This window comes from Pseudomonas pseudonitroreducens, assembly GCF_021603645.1.
Taxonomy (GTDB): Bacteria; Pseudomonadota; Gammaproteobacteria; order Pseudomonadales; family Pseudomonadaceae; genus Pseudomonas; species Pseudomonas pseudonitroreducens.
Genome location: NZ_BQHJ01000010.1, coordinates 57,892 through 71,842, shown reverse-complemented (window position 1 = coordinate 71,842; position 13,951 = coordinate 57,892). Strand labels below are relative to the sequence as shown.

The following is a 13,951-nucleotide window of genomic DNA, read 5'->3' as shown; positions in this document are numbered from 1 at the left end:
CTGTGTCATCCCTTCCGGGTAAAGGCCAGAACGCGCTCATCGGCGACCGGTTCGAGCAGCGGGTGGTGCCAATCGGCCACTTCCCCCACTCCGATCACCAGCAGTCCCCCAGGCGCCAGCCGCTCGGCCAGGCGATTGAGGATGTCCCGCCGCCGCCAGCGGCGGAAATAGATCAGCAGGTTCTGACAAAAAATCACGTCCATGCCGGACATTGGCGCCTTGGCCAGTTCCAGCACATTCAGCCGGGCGCAACAGACGCGCTCGGCAAGATCGGGTATCACACGGTATCGACCGTCATCCTGCGCGCTGAAATAGCGCGTGGCCAGTTCCGGGTCGATATCCGCAAGCTTGCGTGCCGCGTAGCTCGCCTCGCGCGCCCGGTTCAGGGCATTGAGGCTGATATCGGTGCCGGTCACGCCAAACAGCGGCGCAAGACCTGCGTCTTCGAGTACCTTGGCGGCCACCATGGCGAGGGAGTATGGCTCCTCGCCGCTGGAACAGCCGACGCTCCACAAGGCCAGCGGCCGGCTCGGGCCGACCTGTTCGAGACGCTGGCGGAGGAAGCCCTCCAGCACGTCGAATGAAGCCTTGTGGCGAAAGAAACGGGTTTCCTGAACGGTGAGGCGGTCCAGCAGATTCGACCATTCGACGGCGCCACGCGGGCCATCGGTGACCTGGCGGTAGTAGGTGCCGTAGTCGGCGATGCCCAGTTCGCGCATCCGCGCGCCCAGGCTGGTCTGCAGGAAGGCGCGGCGCTGCTCGTTGACGACGACGCCGGTGCGGTCTTCCAACAGTGCCTGCCAGTCGCGGAAATCCGCGGCCGACATGTCGGCCAACGGCTGCAACGACCAGACGCCAGTTGCCTGCATGTCGCGCCCCTCGCTCAAGACTGTCATGCGCTACCCGGTGAAGAGCAGCGCACCTCCTCTGCTCAGGCCTGTTCGGCGGTGTCCGGCAGTTTGAAGCCGGATACGGAGTGACGCATCTCGCCGGCCATCTTGGCCAGGTTACCAATGCTGCGCGCGGTAGCGGTGGTACCGGCAGAGGTCTGCGAGGTGATCTCCTGGATCACGTTCATGGTGTTGGAAATGTGGCCGGCGGAGGAGGCCTGCTGACGGGCGGCGTTGGAAATGTTCTGGATCAACGCTGCCAGGGTCTTGGATACCTTCTCGATCTCTTCCAGCGACACACCGGCGTCCTGCGCCAGGCGGGCACCGCGTACCACCTCGGAGGTGGTCTGTTCCATCGAGATCACCGCTTCGTTGGTGTCGGTCTGAATGGTCTTTACCAGCGCCTCGATCTGCTTGGTCGCCGCCGAGGAGCGTTCCGCCAGTCGCTGTACTTCGTCCGCTACCACGGCGAAGCCGCGGCCCGCGTCGCCCGCCATGGACGCCTGGATCGCGGCGTTCAGTGCGAGGATGTTGGTCTGGTCGGCAATGTCGTTGATCAGGCTTACGATGTCACCGATCTCCTGGGACGATTCACCGAGGCGCTTGATCCGCTTCGAGGTGTCCTGGATCTGCTCACGGATGTTGTCCATGCCGGTGATGGTGTTGTGCACCACTTCGTTGCCCTTGTTGGCGATGGCTACGGAACGTTCCGCTACCGCCGAGGACTCGGAGGCGTTCGCCGATACCTGGTCAATGGACACGGCCATTTCGTTGATCGCCGCGGAGGCGCCGGCGATTTCCTGGGCCTGGTGCTCGGAAGCCTCGGCCAGGTGCATGGCGGTGGCCTGGGTTTCCTGGGCGGCGGCGGCCACCTGTACAGCGGTCAGGTTGATGGTTTCCACCAGCTCGCGGAGCTGGTCGATGGAGTAGTTGATGGAGTCCGCGATCGCACCGGTGAAGTCCTCGGTCACGGTCGCGGCCACCGTCAGGTCACCGTCGGCGAGGTCGGCGATTTCATCGAGCAGTCGCAGAATCGCCGCCTGGTTACGTTCGTTCTTCTCGGCGGTCTCGGCCAGTCGGCGGTTGGTTTCACGCACCATCACCAGGCCGATGAGGATGATCGCGCCCAGGGCAATGATACCCAGCGCGGCGCTGGCAACCTGGTTGAACACACGGCCTTCGGCCAGGTTCTCGAAGCCGGCGGCGAGGTTGGAGGCCTTGTCCAGCAGGGTCTGCGAGCCACCGAAGATGGTGTTGGCGGCTTCACGGACCTGGAACAGTTCCGGGGAGGTCTCGAGGATCTCGTCCACCGAGCCGGAAACGAATTCGAAGAGTTCGGCAATCTCGTTGAGGCGGTCCACCGCTTCGGCGTTGGTCACCTTGGAGATGCTCATCGCCGCGTTGCCTTCCTTCATGCCCTTGAGTACGCGGCCGAAGAGGCTGGCGTCACGGCCGAAGCTGTCGGCGGCCTGCACGGAGTTCTCGTCACCGGCGAGCACCTTGTTCACCGAGCCGAGGATACGTTCGGCCAGCAGCGACTGACGCTGGGCTACCGCCACCTGGTCGGCCGGGGCGCCGTTCTCCAGCAGGATGTCGACGACCTCTTCGTACTCCACCTGCAGCTGCGGGATGGTTTCGGCGAGGGTCGCGGCTACCTGGTGCAGGGACAGTACGGTCTGTTCGCTGGCGAGGATGGAGTCGGCGTTCTTGCGCAGGGTGTCCCAGTCCTTCTGTACTTCCGCCATCTGCGGTTGTACCGAATCCGGGCTCGGCGGCAGGCCGGTGCTTTCGTCACCCTTGGAGAGGATGTTCCAGCGCTTCTCGAAGTCGTTGCGCGCTTCTTTCAGCAGCTTGAACGCTTCGCCCTTGCCCGCCGCGGCTTCCGTGGCGTTCTTGGCGATACGCTGGGACAGCACCCGCAGCTCGCCGGCATGGCCGATGTACTGCTTGTCGTGGTTCGACTGGGTGTTGAGGTAAGCGAAGTTGGCGAACAGCAAGACGATCGCCACGATCAGGACCACGAAGAGTCCGAGGATCAGCGAGCTGCTACGCGCACCCGAAAAAAGACTGCCTGCCTTTATATTTTTCATATTCGGCCCCCGCCTGGACCCACCACGATTACGGTTTCCATGTCACAACAAGGGCCGGCAAAGCCGGCCCAACCGGTCAAACTCTAGCTGGCGACGTCCAGGAACCCCGGGTGCTCAGCCAGCGCATGCGGGCTGAACACGAGCCAGGGTTGCTCCCGATGGAAGACGCCATGGATAAAGGGCTGCAGGACCGCTTCGAGGGGCGGCAACTGCTCGGAGAAGGTGTCCACCGGGAAGTGCTGCATGCCGAATACCTCATCGACGATGAGGCCGGCGAAGACTTCCTGGTGTTCCACGACGAGCACGCGCCGTTGCTTGCGCAGAGGCGACAGCTCCGCGCCGAGGAATCCGCACAGGTCCATGATCGGCAACAGGCGGCCGCGCACGTTGGCGACCCCCTTCACCCAGTCACGGACGCCGGGCAGCAGTGTGTAGCGGGGCTCGTGAAGAACCTCGCCGACCTCCCCCATGGGTGCCACGAACAGGCGCCCAGCCATGCGAAAGCCGATGCCGTTCCAGCTCTGCACCACCTCGCGCTGGGCGGGCAGGCCCGCAGCCAGCTGCCGACAGCGCTGATCGATCTGGACGAGAACCTCGAAAGGACTCTGGACTTCCGCCATGCCGGCCCTGGCCTTCTCTAATAATTATGTTCGCTACGTGCAGGTACGGCTGTATCAGCCGGCCAGCACCGAATTGATGGTCTTGAGCAGTGTTTCTTCGTCCACCGGCTTGGTCAGGTAGTCGCGAGCGCCCTGGCGCTTGCCCCAGACCTTGTCGGTCTCCTGGTCCTTGGTGGTGACGATGATCACCGGAATCGCGCTGGTTTCCGGGTCCTTGGACAGCTGACGGGTCGCCTGGAAGCCGTTCAGGCCGGGCATGACGATGTCCATCAGGACGACGTCCGGCTTTTCCTGGCGAGCCAGGGCCACGCCGTCGGCGCCATTTTCGGCCTTGAGTACCTGGTGCGAGTGCTTTTCCAGCATCGCGGTCAGCTTGTACATCTCGGTCGGCGAGTCATCAACAATCAGAATTCGAGCCATTGTGGTCCCCATACGGAATAGGCGTCACCGGCGCTCACGCCGGACTTCAGGAAGCGTGCTCCACCGGGGTGAAGTCGGGCACATGGGTCTTGATCGCGCCGAGCAGTTCTTCCTTGCTGAAGGGCTTGGTGAGGTACTGATCGGAACCGACGATGCGACCCTTGGCCTTGTCGAACAGACCGTCCTTGGAGGACAGCATGATCACCGGCGTGGATTTGAAGGCACTGTTGTTCTTGATCAGGGCGCAGGTCTGATAGCCATCCAGGCGCGGCATCATGATGTCGACGAAGATGATGCTCGGATGGGTATCGGCGATCTTGGCCAGCGCGTCGAAGCCGTCGATGGCTGTAATGACATCGCAGCCGACCTTCTTCAGCAGGGTTTCAGCCGTGCGACGAATCGTCTTGGAATCGTCGATCACCATTACTTTCAAACCGTCGGAATGCTGTTCCATGTTCGCCCTTACCATCTCGGTGAGTCGTTTTTTCCGCTTTTTATTTCAGTGCGCTAGCGCCCTGCCACCGTCGGGCTGCGACCCAATCGTGGGAACCTTTTACCACAATCGTCAGAATCTTTACCACGCCCAGCAAATTCAGGCCATAAGACCCGGAACACGCAGGCTTTTTCCTTGACCGAGCGCACATCCAGCGCCACCCTGAGCGTCCATTTCCAGCCTTTCGGCGCGGCTTCAAGTCGCAGCCCCAAGCCCCACAGACTTCCCCTGGAGGACATCCCATGAGCGTACGCCTCGGGATCGTGATGGACCCCATCGCGCAGATCAGTTTCAAGAAGGACAGCTCCCTGGCCATGCTGCTGGCTGCCCAGGCCCGTGGCTGGCAGCTTTTCTATATGGAACAGCAGGACCTTTACCAGAAAGAGAACGTCGCCCGCGGCCGCATGCGTCCGCTCAAGGTGTTCTACGATCCGGCCCACTGGTTCGAACTGGAAGAGGAAGTCGACCAGCCGCTGTCGGACCTGGACGTGATCCTGATGCGCAAGGACCCGCCCTTCGACAACGAGTTCGTCTACTCCACCTACCTGCTGGAACAGGCCGAAACCGCCGGCACGCTGGTGGTCAACAAGCCGCAGAGCCTGCGCGACTGCAACGAGAAGTACTTCGCCACGCTGTTCCCGCAGTGCGCGCCACCGACCGTGGTGAGCCGCCGGTCCGACATTTTGCGCGAGTTTGCATCACAGCATCGTGACATCATTCTCAAACCCCTGGATGGCATGGGCGGATCGATGATCTTCCGCCACCGCGAAGGCGACCCGAACCTCTCGGTGATCCTCGAGACCCTCACCCGCCACGGCCAGGAGCAAGTCATGGCGCAGCGCTACCTGCCGGCCATCAAGGACGGCGACAAGCGCATCCTGATGATCGACGGCGAGCCGGTGGAATACTGCCTGGCGCGCATCCCGGCGCAGGGCGAGACCCGCGGCAACCTCGCCGCCGGTGGCCGCGGTGTGGCCCAGCCGCTGACCGAGCGCGATCGCTGGATCGCCGCGCAGGTCGGTCCGGAACTGCGCAAGCGCGGCCTGCTGTTCGTCGGCCTCGACGTGATCGGCGAGAACCTCACCGAGATCAACGTCACCAGCCCGACCTGCATCCGCGAGATCGATGCGGCCTACGACACGCGCATCGGTGAGAGACTGATGGCAGTCATCGACGAAAAGCTCAAGGCGCGCAGTGCGTCATAGACTTTTATAAGCCTCGTCGGCAGACTTCCGCCCCACCCTGGCCTACGCGACCCGCAATGAACGCTGCAACCCACCAAGACTTCCCCGTGTCCTCCGGCGTACGCCCGGCGGACCGTCTGGGTTTCACCCTGTTCGTTGCGGCCATCCTGCACGTGGCCGTGCTGCTGGGGGTGGGCTTCACCATGCCCAGCCCCAGCCAGTTGAGCAAAACCCTGGAAATCACCCTGGCCAGCTTCAAGAGCGACAAGGCGCCAGAGAAAGCCGACTACCTCGCCCAGATGAACCAGCAGGGCAGCGGCACCCTGGAGCACAAGGCAGTCCCCAAGACCACCGAGCAGGCGCCGTTCCAGGACACCGAGGTCAAGAAAGTCTCGCCGCCGGCCACCCCGCGCCAGGCCAAGAGCCCGGAAGCACCCAAGGCCGCCGTCGCCACCCGCACCCCGCGCCCGGACAAGGTGCAGACCAAACAGCAGACGCCCAAGGCCGAGACCGTCGCCAAGCCGGCGCCGCAGTTCGACTCCAGCCAGCTCTCGGCGGAAATCTCCAGCCTCGAGGCCGACCTTGCCCGTGAGCAGCAGGCCTACGCCAAGCGCCCGCGTATCCACCGCCTGAGCGCTGCCTCGACCATGCGCGACAAGGGCGCCTGGTACAAAGAGGAATGGCGCAAGAAGATCGAGCGCATCGGCAACCTCAACTACCCGGACGAAGCCCGCCGTCAGCGCATCTACGGCAGCCTGCGACTGCTGGTGTCGATCAACCGCGACGGTTCCCTGTATGAAGTGCAGGTGCTGGAATCCTCCGGCCAGCCTCTGCTTGATCAGGCCGCCCAGCGCATCGTGCGCCTGGCCGCGCCCTTCGCGCCGTTCTCCGGCGACCTGAACGACATCGACCGCCTGGAAATCATCCGTACCTGGCGCTTCGAGCGCGGTGATCGCCTGTCGAGCAACTGATCCGGCGCGCCCGCCAACCTCTGCTGGCGCTTTCAAGTCTTGTCCCTTTGGCCCCCAGGCCTGAAACTAGCCGGCATGAAAAGCACAGCCGCCAGCTACCTCAAGCACCATTTCCTGATCGCCATGCCACACATGGCGGACTCCAACTTCGCCCAGACCGTCACCTACCTCGTGGAACACAACGAGCAGGGTGCCATGGGCCTGATCATCAATCGGCCCAGCGGCCTGAGCCTCGCCGACGTGCTCGAACAACTGCGCCCAGACGAACTGCCGCCGGTGCGCTGCCAGGGCATGACCATCTACAACGGCGGGCCGGTACAGACCGACCGCGGCTTCGTCCTGCACCCCGCCGGGCGCAGCTACCAGGCCACCCTGGAGCTGGGCGAGCTGTCGCTGTCCACCTCCCAGGACGTGCTGTTCGCCATCGCCGACGGCAGCGGCCCGGCGCAACACCTGATCACCCTCGGCTACGCGGGCTGGGAAGCCGGCCAACTGGAAGCCGAACTGGCCGACAACGCCTGGCTGACCTGCCCGGCAGACTCGGCGGTGCTCTTCGAGGTGCCAGCCGAACAGCGCCTGTCGGCGGCCGCCGAGCGCCTGGGTGTCAACCTCAGCCTGCTCACCGCCCAGGCCGGGCACGCCTGATGAGCAGCAAACCCCTGCGCCTGCTGCTGGGCTTCGACTACGGCACCAAGCAGATCGGCGTCGCCGTCGGCCAGGCCATTACCGGCCAGGCCCGCGAGCTGTGCGTACTCAAGGCGCAGAACGGCGTGCCGGACTGGAACCGCGTGGAAGCCCTGATCAAGGAGTGGCAGCCCGACGCCATCGTCGTCGGCCTGCCGCTGAACATGGACGGCACCCCCAGCGAGATGAGCGAGCGCGCCGAGAAGTTCGCCCGCCGCCTCAACGGCCGCTACAACCTGCCGGTGCACACCCACGACGAACGCCTGACCACCTACGCCGCCAAGGGCGAGCGCCTGGCCCAGGGCCAGCGCGACGGCTACCGCGAGCGCCCGGTGGACGCCCTGGCCGCCGCCCTGCTGCTGGAGGGCTGGCTGGCGGAGAACGCCCCCGCCTGACCTGCGGCCGCCTTGAGCTGCCGCAGGGCCCCTTGACCTGAAGCAGCGCCAAGGCAACGAAAGCCACTAAGCTTGCCGGACCACTCCTTCCCGGAACGGTCCGCCCCGATGGCCGCCCGTGCCGGGTGGCCTCGCCAACCGAACCGGAGACGTCATGACCCTGCCAAGCCCCGCCGAACTCATCCCCCGCATGGCCACCGACCTGCGCAACTACCTGGCGCAGCGCGGCATCGACTCGCCGCGCTTCGTCGGCATCCACACCGGCGGCATCTGGGTCGCCCAGGAACTGCTCAAGGCACTGGGCAGCGACGAGATCCTCGGCATCCTCGACGTCTCCTTCTACCGTGACGACTTCACCCGCAGCGGCCTGCACCCGCAGGTCCGTCCGTCGGAACTGCCCTTCGAGATCGACGGCCAGCACCTGATCCTGGTGGACGACGTGCTGATGAGCGGCCGGACCATCCGCGCCGCGCTGAATGAGCTGTTCGACTACGGGCGCCCGGCCAGCGTAACCCTGGTCAGCCTGGTCGACCTGAACAAGCGCGAGCTGCCGATTCGCCCGGATGTCGTCGGCGAAACCCTGTCATTGGCACCCAACGAGCGGGTAAAATTGCGCGGTCCCGCACCACTTGTCCTCGAGCGCACGCTTCTCAGCCCCGCGCTGTAACCCCGCGCGCCCGGACATCCACCCCCAACTTTCAGGGCCTGCCACATGCCGACCGACGCCAAGCGCCCGCTGCAGCTCAACGACCTGGGCCAGCTGCGCCACTTCCTCTCGCTCGACGGGTTGTCCCGCGAACTGCTGACTGAAATCCTCGACACCGCCGACTCCTTCCTCGAAGTCGGCGCCCGCGCGGTGAAGAAAGTCCCGTTGCTGCGCGGCAAGACCGTGTGCAACGTGTTCTTCGAAAACTCCACGCGCACCCGCACCACCTTCGAGCTGGCCGCCCAGCGCCTGTCCGCCGACGTCATCTCGCTGAACGTGTCGACCTCTTCGACCAGCAAGGGCGAGACGCTCACCGACACCCTGCGCAACCTCGAGGCGATGGCCGCCGACATGTTCGTCGTGCGCCACAGCGACTCGGGCGCCGCGCACTTCATCGCCGAGCACGTCAGCCCCAACGTCGCCGTGATCAATGGCGGCGACGGCCGCCACGGCCACCCGACCCAGGGCATGCTCGACATGCTCACCATCCGCCGCCACAAGGGCAGCTTCGAGAACCTCTCGGTAGCCATCGTCGGCGACATCCTGCACTCGCGGGTGGCACGCTCCGACATGCTGGCGCTGAAGACCCTCGGCTGCCCGGATATCCGCGTCGTCGCCCCGCGCACCCTGCTGCCGGTGGGCCTGGAAGAACAGTACGGGGTGAAGGTGTTCACCGACGCCAACGAAGGCCTCAAAGACGTCGACGTGGTGATCATGCTGCGCCTGCAGCGCGAGCGCATGGCCGGTGGCCTGCTGCCCAGCGAAGGCGAGTTCTTCAAGCTCTACGGCCTGACCCAGAAGCGCCTGCAACTGGCCAAGCCGGACGCCATCGTCATGCACCCCGGCCCGATCAACCGAGGTGTGGAGATCGATTCCGCCGTGGCTGACGGCGACCAGTCGGTGATCCTCAACCAGGTCACCTACGGCATCGCCATCCGCATGGCCGTGCTGTCCATGGCCATGAGCGGCCAGAACGCCCAACGCCAGCTGGAACAGGAGGACGCGCAATGACCGTCAGTATTCGTGGCGCCCACCTGATCGACCCGGCCAGCGGCCTGGACAAGGTCTGCGACCTGCACATCGAGGCCGGCCGTATCGTCGCCATCGGCGACGCCCCGGAAGGCTTCCACGCCGCCCAGGAAATCGACGCCGCCGGCCTCATCGCCGCGCCCGGCCTGGTCGACCTGAGCGTCGCCCTGCGCGAGCCGGGCTACAGCCGCAAGGGCAGCATCGAGAGCGAAACCCGCGCCGCTGCCGCCGGTGGCGTCACCAGCCTGTGCTTCCCGCCGCAGACCAAACCGGTGCTGGACACCTCGGCGGTCGCCGAGCTGATCCTCGACCGCGCCCGCGAGGCCGGCAACGCCAAGGTCTTCCCCATCGGCGCGCTGACCAAGGGCCTGGGCGGCGAACAGCTGTCCGAGCTGGTCGCCCTGCGCGACGCCGGCTGCGTGGCCTTCACCAACGGCCTGGCACCGATGGCGAGCAATCGCGTGCTGCTGCGCTCGCTGGAATACGCGGCGACCTTCGACCTCACCGTGATCTTCACCTCGCAGGATGCCGAACTGGCAGGCGACGGCATTGCCCACGAAGGTCCGACCGCCAGCTTCCGCGGCCTCGCCGGCATCCCGGAAACCGCCGAGACCGTAGCCCTGGCGCGCAACCTGCTGCTGGTCGAGCAATCCGGTGTGCGTGCGCACTTCAGCCAGCTGACCAGCGCCCGCGGCGTCGAATTGATCGCCCAGGCGCAGGCCCGCGGCCTGCCGGTGACCGCCGACGTCGCGCTGTACCAGCTGATCCTCACCGACGAGGCGCTGGCGGACTTCTCCAGCCTGTACCACGTGCAGCCGCCGCTGCGTTCGCACAAGGACCGCGAGGCCCTGCGCGAAGCAGTGAAGAGCGGCGTGATCCAGGCCATCGCCAGCCACCACCAGCCCCATGAGCAGGACGCGAAGAACGCCCCGTTCGCCGCGACCGACCCGGGCATCAGCAGCGTCGAACTGCTCCTGCCGCTGGCCATGACGCTGGTGCAGGACGGCCTGCTCGACCTGCCGACCCTGCTGGCGCGCCTGTCCAGCGGCCCGGCCGCCGCCCTGCGCCTGCCAGCTGGCAAGCTGGCAATCGGCGCGGCCGCCGACGTAGTGCTGTTCGAAGCCGACGGCCAGACCCTGGCGGGCGAGACCTGGCACTCCCGTGGCCAGAACTGCCCGTTCCTCGGCCACTGCCTGCCGGGCGTGGTGCGCTGCACCCTGGTGGACGGGCATATCGTCCACGCGGTCTGACGCCGCACCGCTCCATGAAAAAGCCCGCCGATTGGCGGGCTTTCCTTTGGCATGTCAGCAGAACGTAGGATGGGTGGGGCGCAGTGATACCCATGCTGCCGGTGCCGCGAATGATGGGTATCGCTGCGCTCCACGCCATCCTACGAAGGAGCAGGCGTGCGCGGCTTCGCTCCTACAAAAAGCGATCCGGCGCAGGGCACCAGATCATCGCCAAAGCCTTGGCCCCACCGCTCCAAGAAAAAGTTCGCCAATTGACGGGCTTTTTCATGGAGTTGGCTCGAACGTAGGATGGGTGGAGCGCAGCGATACCCATGCTGCCGGTGCCGCGAATGATGGGTATCGCTTCGCTCCACGCCATCCAACGAAGGAGCAGGCGTGCGCGCCTGCGCCCCCCTGTAGGAGCGAGCTTGTGACCCACAGGGATGTGGGAAATGCCGTTATCCGTAGGGAATGGATTCGGCCTCGCGAACATTCCGGGCACTGAAGCTGGGCGGTTCGCGAGCAAGCTCGCTCCTACAAAAAGCAGTCCGGCGCAGGGTGTCAGATCATCGCCAGGGCCCTGGCCAGGTCGGCGCGCAGGTCTTCCACGTCTTCCACACCCACCGATAGCCGGATCAGCGAATCACCGATCCCCAGCGCCACGCGGTTCTCCGCCGGGATGCTGGCGTGGGTCATGATCGCCGGGTGCTCGATCAGGCTTTCCACGCCGCCCAGGCTCTCTGCCAGGGCGAATAGCTGGACGTTCTCCAGGAAGCGCCGTGAGCCGGCCAGGTCGGTATCCAGGTCCAGCGAGATCATCCCGCCGAAGCCCTTCATCTGCCGTCGCGCCAGCTCATGCTGCGGGTGCGAGGCCAGTCCGGGGTAATACACACGCTTCACCTGCGGCTGCTGTTCCAGCCACTTGGCCAGGTCGAGGGCATTGGCGCAGTGCCGCTCCATGCGCAGGGCCAGGGTCTTCACGCCGCGCAGGGTGAGGAAGGCATCGAACGGCCCGGCGATGGCGCCAACGGAGTTCTGCAGGAAGCCCACGCGCTCGGCGAGGTCGGGGTTGTCGCCGACGATGGCGATGCCGCCGATGACGTCCGAATGGCCATTCAGGTACTTGGTAGTGGAGTGCACGACGATGTCGAAACCCAGCTCCAGCGGCCGCTGGATCCACGGGCTGGCGAAGGTGTTGTCGGCCACGCAGAGAATGCCGCGCTCGCGGCAGGTGCGGGCAATGGCGGCCAAGTCGGTCAGGCGCAGCAGCGGGTTGCTCGGGGTTTCCACCCAGACCATGCGCGTCTTGTCGGTGAGCGCCGCCTCCAGCGCGCCGGGCTGGGACAGGTCGGCGAAGTGGAAATCGTGCCCGGCGCTGCGCCGCCGTACCCGCTCGAACAGGCGGAAGGTGCCGCCATACAGGTCATTGCCGGAGACAATGTGCGAGCCGGCATCGAGCAGTTCCAGCACCGCCGAGATGGCGGCCAGCCCCGAGGCGAAGGCGAACGCCTTGCTGCCACCTTCCAGGTCCGCCACGCAGCGCTCCAGCGCCCAGCGCGTGGGGTTGTGCGAGCGTCCGTAGTCCAGGCCCTTGTGCACGCCGGGGCTGTCCTGGCGGTAGGTGGAGTTGGCGTAGATCGGCGGCATGATCGCCCCGGTGGAAGGGTCCGGCTCCTGCCCGGCGTGAATCACGCGGGTGGCGAAACCGAGGCGGTCGTCGTGCTGGCTCATGCGAGGGTCCTCCGTAGATGGTTGAGCAGGTCGAAGCGGGTGATCAGGCCGTGGAAGCCCGAGGCGTCGGCGATGATCGCCACCAGCCCGCGCGCCAGCACGGCTTCGAGTTCCTTGAGGCTGGCGCCGGGCGCCAGGGTTTCCGGGGCAGTGCTCATGGCGCTGGCGACGTCGCTGCGGAAATGCGCCGGGTCGTCATGTACGCCCAGCAGGATGTCGGACTCGTCGATGACACCGACCAGGCGCTGGCCGTCGAGCACCGGGAGCTGGGAAATGTCCGCCAGGCGCATGCGCTGGAAGGCGGTGAGCAGGGTGTCGCCGGGGCCGACGCTGACTACCCTGCCCTCCTCGAAGCGCCGCGCAACAATGTCGCGCAGGTCGCCGTAGCGCTTGCGCTGCAGCAGGCCCTGGTCGGTCATCCACTGGTCGTTGTAGATCTTCGACAGGTAGCGCGTTCCGGTGTCGCAGACCAGGCTGACCACGCGCTTGGGTTCCTTCTGCTCACGGCAGAAACGCAGTGCAGCGGCCAGCAACGTGCCGGTGGACGAACCGGCGGCAATACCTTCGTTGCGCAGCAGCTCGCGGGCCGTACTGAAGCTTTCCTCGTCGCTGATGGAGTAGGCGTGGCGCACGCTGGAGAGGTCGGCAATCGACGGCACGAAATCTTCGCCGATGCCTTCGACCGCCCAGGCACCCGGCGTGCCGATGGCGCCCGAGCGCGAGTACTCGGCCATGATCGAGCCCACCGGGTCGGCCAGGACCATTTCCAGGTCTGGCTGGACCTTCTGGAAGAACCGGGTCAGGCCGGTCAGGGTGCCGGCGGAGCCGACGCCGACCACCACCGCGTCGAGGTCATGACCGGTCTGCGCCCAGATTTCCGGGCCGGTGCCGGTCTCGTGGGCCAGCGGGTTGGCGGGATTGTTGAACTGGTCGGCGAAGAAGGCATCGGGCAGGTCCTTCGCCAGCCGCGCGGCAACGTCCTGGTAGTACTCGGGGTGGCCCTTGCCGACGTCGGAGCGGGTGATGTGCACCTCGGCGCCCATGGCGCGCAGGTGCAGGACCTTCTCGGTGGACATCTTGTCCGGCACTACCAGCACGACTCGGTAACCCTTGGCGCGGCCGACCAGCGCCAGGCCCAGGCCGGTGTTGCCGGCGGTAGCTTCGACGATCACGCCGCCGGGCTTGAGCCGGCCGTCGCGCTCGGCGGCCTCGATCATGGCCACGCCGATGCGGTCCTTGATGGAGCCGCCGGGATTCTGCGATTCGAGCTTGAGGAACAGGGTGCAGGGTCCGGTATCGAAGCGCGTCACCCGGACCATGGGGGTATTGCCGATCAGGTCGAGTACGGCAGGGCGGGATTCGTTGCTCATGGCAGCCACTCCTTCTGCGGCGCCATGGGGATCGCCCTGCGGCGCCTGCTACTGTCCTCCTGACCTTAGGCGCGAGGCACAGCTCGCGCCAGGCGGCGCGACGAAAGAGAGCGGGTGGGACTTGCGTAGGAGCGGACTT

Annotated in this window: 14 protein-coding genes; 7 read left to right on the top strand and 7 right to left on the bottom strand. The window is 65.8% G+C overall.

Annotated features, from left to right (window positions below; all coding sequences use genetic code 11):
• Positions 1-5 precede the first annotated feature (5 nt).
• The 5 genes from L6D89_RS23025 to pilG form a co-directional block, all read right to left on the bottom strand.
• Positions 6-869: a protein-glutamate O-methyltransferase gene (locus L6D89_RS23025; protein ID WP_236172794.1), complete on the bottom strand. Its 864-nt coding sequence runs from the start codon at positions 867-869 to the stop codon at positions 6-8.
• 62 nt (positions 870-931) lie between these two features.
• Positions 932-2,980, bottom strand: a complete 2,049-nt coding sequence (locus L6D89_RS23020; protein WP_236172732.1) for a methyl-accepting chemotaxis protein — start codon at positions 2,978-2,980, stop codon at positions 932-934.
• 83 nt (positions 2,981-3,063) lie between these two features.
• Complete coding sequence (locus tag L6D89_RS23015) at positions 3,064-3,600, bottom strand: chemotaxis protein CheW (protein ID WP_169934991.1); 537 nt, start codon at positions 3,598-3,600, stop codon at positions 3,064-3,066.
• Positions 3,601-3,654: 54 nt separating this feature from the next.
• The gene (pilH, locus tag L6D89_RS23010; RefSeq protein WP_024766237.1) at positions 3,655-4,020 is read right to left on the bottom strand and encodes a twitching motility response regulator PilH; all 366 of its coding nucleotides are present in this window, start codon (positions 4,018-4,020) and stop codon (positions 3,655-3,657) included.
• Between the two features lie 46 nt (positions 4,021-4,066).
• Positions 4,067-4,474 (bottom strand): twitching motility response regulator PilG, encoded by a 408-nt coding sequence (gene pilG / locus L6D89_RS23005; protein WP_015475142.1) that lies wholly within the window; start codon positions 4,472-4,474, stop codon positions 4,067-4,069.
• A 281-nt stretch (positions 4,475-4,755) separates the two neighbouring features.
• On the opposite strand from pilG, the gene gshB reads away from it, so the two are divergent.
• The 7 genes from gshB (at position 4,756) to L6D89_RS22970 (ending at position 10,732) form a co-directional block, all read left to right on the top strand.
• Positions 4,756-5,718 carry a glutathione synthase gene (gene gshB / locus L6D89_RS23000; protein WP_236172733.1) on the top strand — a complete coding sequence of 321 codons (963 nt, stop codon included), beginning with the start codon at positions 4,756-4,758 and terminating at the stop codon, positions 5,716-5,718.
• A 56-nt stretch (positions 5,719-5,774) separates the two neighbouring features.
• The gene (locus L6D89_RS22995; protein WP_236172734.1) at positions 5,775-6,668 is read left to right on the top strand and encodes an energy transducer TonB; all 894 of its coding nucleotides are present in this window, start codon (positions 5,775-5,777) and stop codon (positions 6,666-6,668) included.
• A 75-nt stretch (positions 6,669-6,743) separates the two neighbouring features.
• Complete coding sequence (locus tag L6D89_RS22990) at positions 6,744-7,313, top strand: YqgE/AlgH family protein (protein WP_236201293.1); 570 nt, start codon at positions 6,744-6,746, stop codon at positions 7,311-7,313.
• Positions 7,310-7,747, top strand: coding sequence for a Holliday junction resolvase RuvX (ruvX, locus tag L6D89_RS22985; RefSeq protein WP_236172795.1), 438 nt, complete (start codon positions 7,310-7,312; stop codon positions 7,745-7,747). Before L6D89_RS22990 ends, ruvX begins: the two co-directional genes overlap by 4 nt.
• A gap of 154 nt (positions 7,748-7,901) precedes the next feature.
• The gene (gene pyrR / locus L6D89_RS22980) at positions 7,902-8,414 is read left to right on the top strand and encodes a bifunctional pyr operon transcriptional regulator/uracil phosphoribosyltransferase PyrR (RefSeq protein WP_024766241.1); all 513 of its coding nucleotides are present in this window, start codon (positions 7,902-7,904) and stop codon (positions 8,412-8,414) included.
• A gap of 45 nt (positions 8,415-8,459) precedes the next feature.
• A complete protein-coding gene (locus L6D89_RS22975) occupies positions 8,460-9,464 on the top strand; it encodes an aspartate carbamoyltransferase catalytic subunit (RefSeq protein ID WP_236201292.1) in 1,005 nt (334 codons plus the stop codon).
• Positions 9,461-10,732: a dihydroorotase gene (locus L6D89_RS22970; RefSeq protein ID WP_236201291.1), complete on the top strand. Its 1,272-nt coding sequence runs from the start codon at positions 9,461-9,463 to the stop codon at positions 10,730-10,732. Before L6D89_RS22975 ends, L6D89_RS22970 begins: the two co-directional genes overlap by 4 nt.
• Before the next feature lie 540 nt (positions 10,733-11,272).
• On the opposite strand, the gene L6D89_RS22965 is transcribed toward L6D89_RS22970, so the two are convergent.
• Both L6D89_RS22965 and L6D89_RS22960 read right to left on the bottom strand, forming a co-directional pair.
• Complete coding sequence (locus tag L6D89_RS22965) at positions 11,273-12,442, bottom strand: trans-sulfuration enzyme family protein (RefSeq protein WP_236201290.1); 1,170 nt, start codon at positions 12,440-12,442, stop codon at positions 11,273-11,275.
• On the bottom strand, positions 12,439-13,812 hold the full coding sequence (locus L6D89_RS22960; protein WP_236201289.1) for a pyridoxal-phosphate dependent enzyme: 1,374 nt from the start codon (positions 13,810-13,812) through the stop codon (positions 12,439-12,441). The genes L6D89_RS22965 and L6D89_RS22960 overlap by 4 nt, the downstream gene beginning before the upstream one ends.
• Between the last annotated feature and the right edge of the window lie 139 nt (positions 13,813-13,951).

Coding starts and splice junctions, on each gene's coding strand:
- L6D89_RS22965 (WP_236201290.1), bottom strand. CDS start 12,442: ATGAGCCAGCACGACGACCGCCTCGGTTTCGCCACCCGCGTGATTCAC.
- L6D89_RS22975 (WP_236201292.1), top strand. CDS start 8,460: ATGCCGACCGACGCCAAGCGCCCGCTGCAGCTCAACGACCTGGGCCAG.
- L6D89_RS22995 (WP_236172734.1), top strand. CDS start 5,775: ATGAACGCTGCAACCCACCAAGACTTCCCCGTGTCCTCCGGCGTACGC.
- L6D89_RS23015 (WP_169934991.1), bottom strand. CDS start 3,600: ATGGCGGAAGTCCAGAGTCCTTTCGAGGTTCTCGTCCAGATCGATCAG.
- pilG (WP_015475142.1), bottom strand. CDS start 4,474: ATGGAACAGCATTCCGACGGTTTGAAAGTAATGGTGATCGACGATTCC.
- L6D89_RS22990 (WP_236201293.1), top strand. CDS start 6,744: ATGAAAAGCACAGCCGCCAGCTACCTCAAGCACCATTTCCTGATCGCC.
- L6D89_RS23020 (WP_236172732.1), bottom strand. CDS start 2,980: ATGAAAAATATAAAGGCAGGCAGTCTTTTTTCGGGTGCGCGTAGCAGC.
- L6D89_RS22970 (WP_236201291.1), top strand. CDS start 9,461: ATGACCGTCAGTATTCGTGGCGCCCACCTGATCGACCCGGCCAGCGGC.
- pilH (WP_024766237.1), bottom strand. CDS start 4,020: ATGGCTCGAATTCTGATTGTTGATGACTCGCCGACCGAGATGTACAAG.
- L6D89_RS23025 (WP_236172794.1), bottom strand. CDS start 869: ATGCAGGCAACTGGCGTCTGGTCGTTGCAGCCGTTGGCCGACATGTCG.
- L6D89_RS22960 (WP_236201289.1), bottom strand. CDS start 13,812: ATGAGCAACGAATCCCGCCCTGCCGTACTCGACCTGATCGGCAATACC.
- pyrR (WP_024766241.1), top strand. CDS start 7,902: ATGACCCTGCCAAGCCCCGCCGAACTCATCCCCCGCATGGCCACCGAC.
- gshB (WP_236172733.1), top strand. CDS start 4,756: ATGAGCGTACGCCTCGGGATCGTGATGGACCCCATCGCGCAGATCAGT.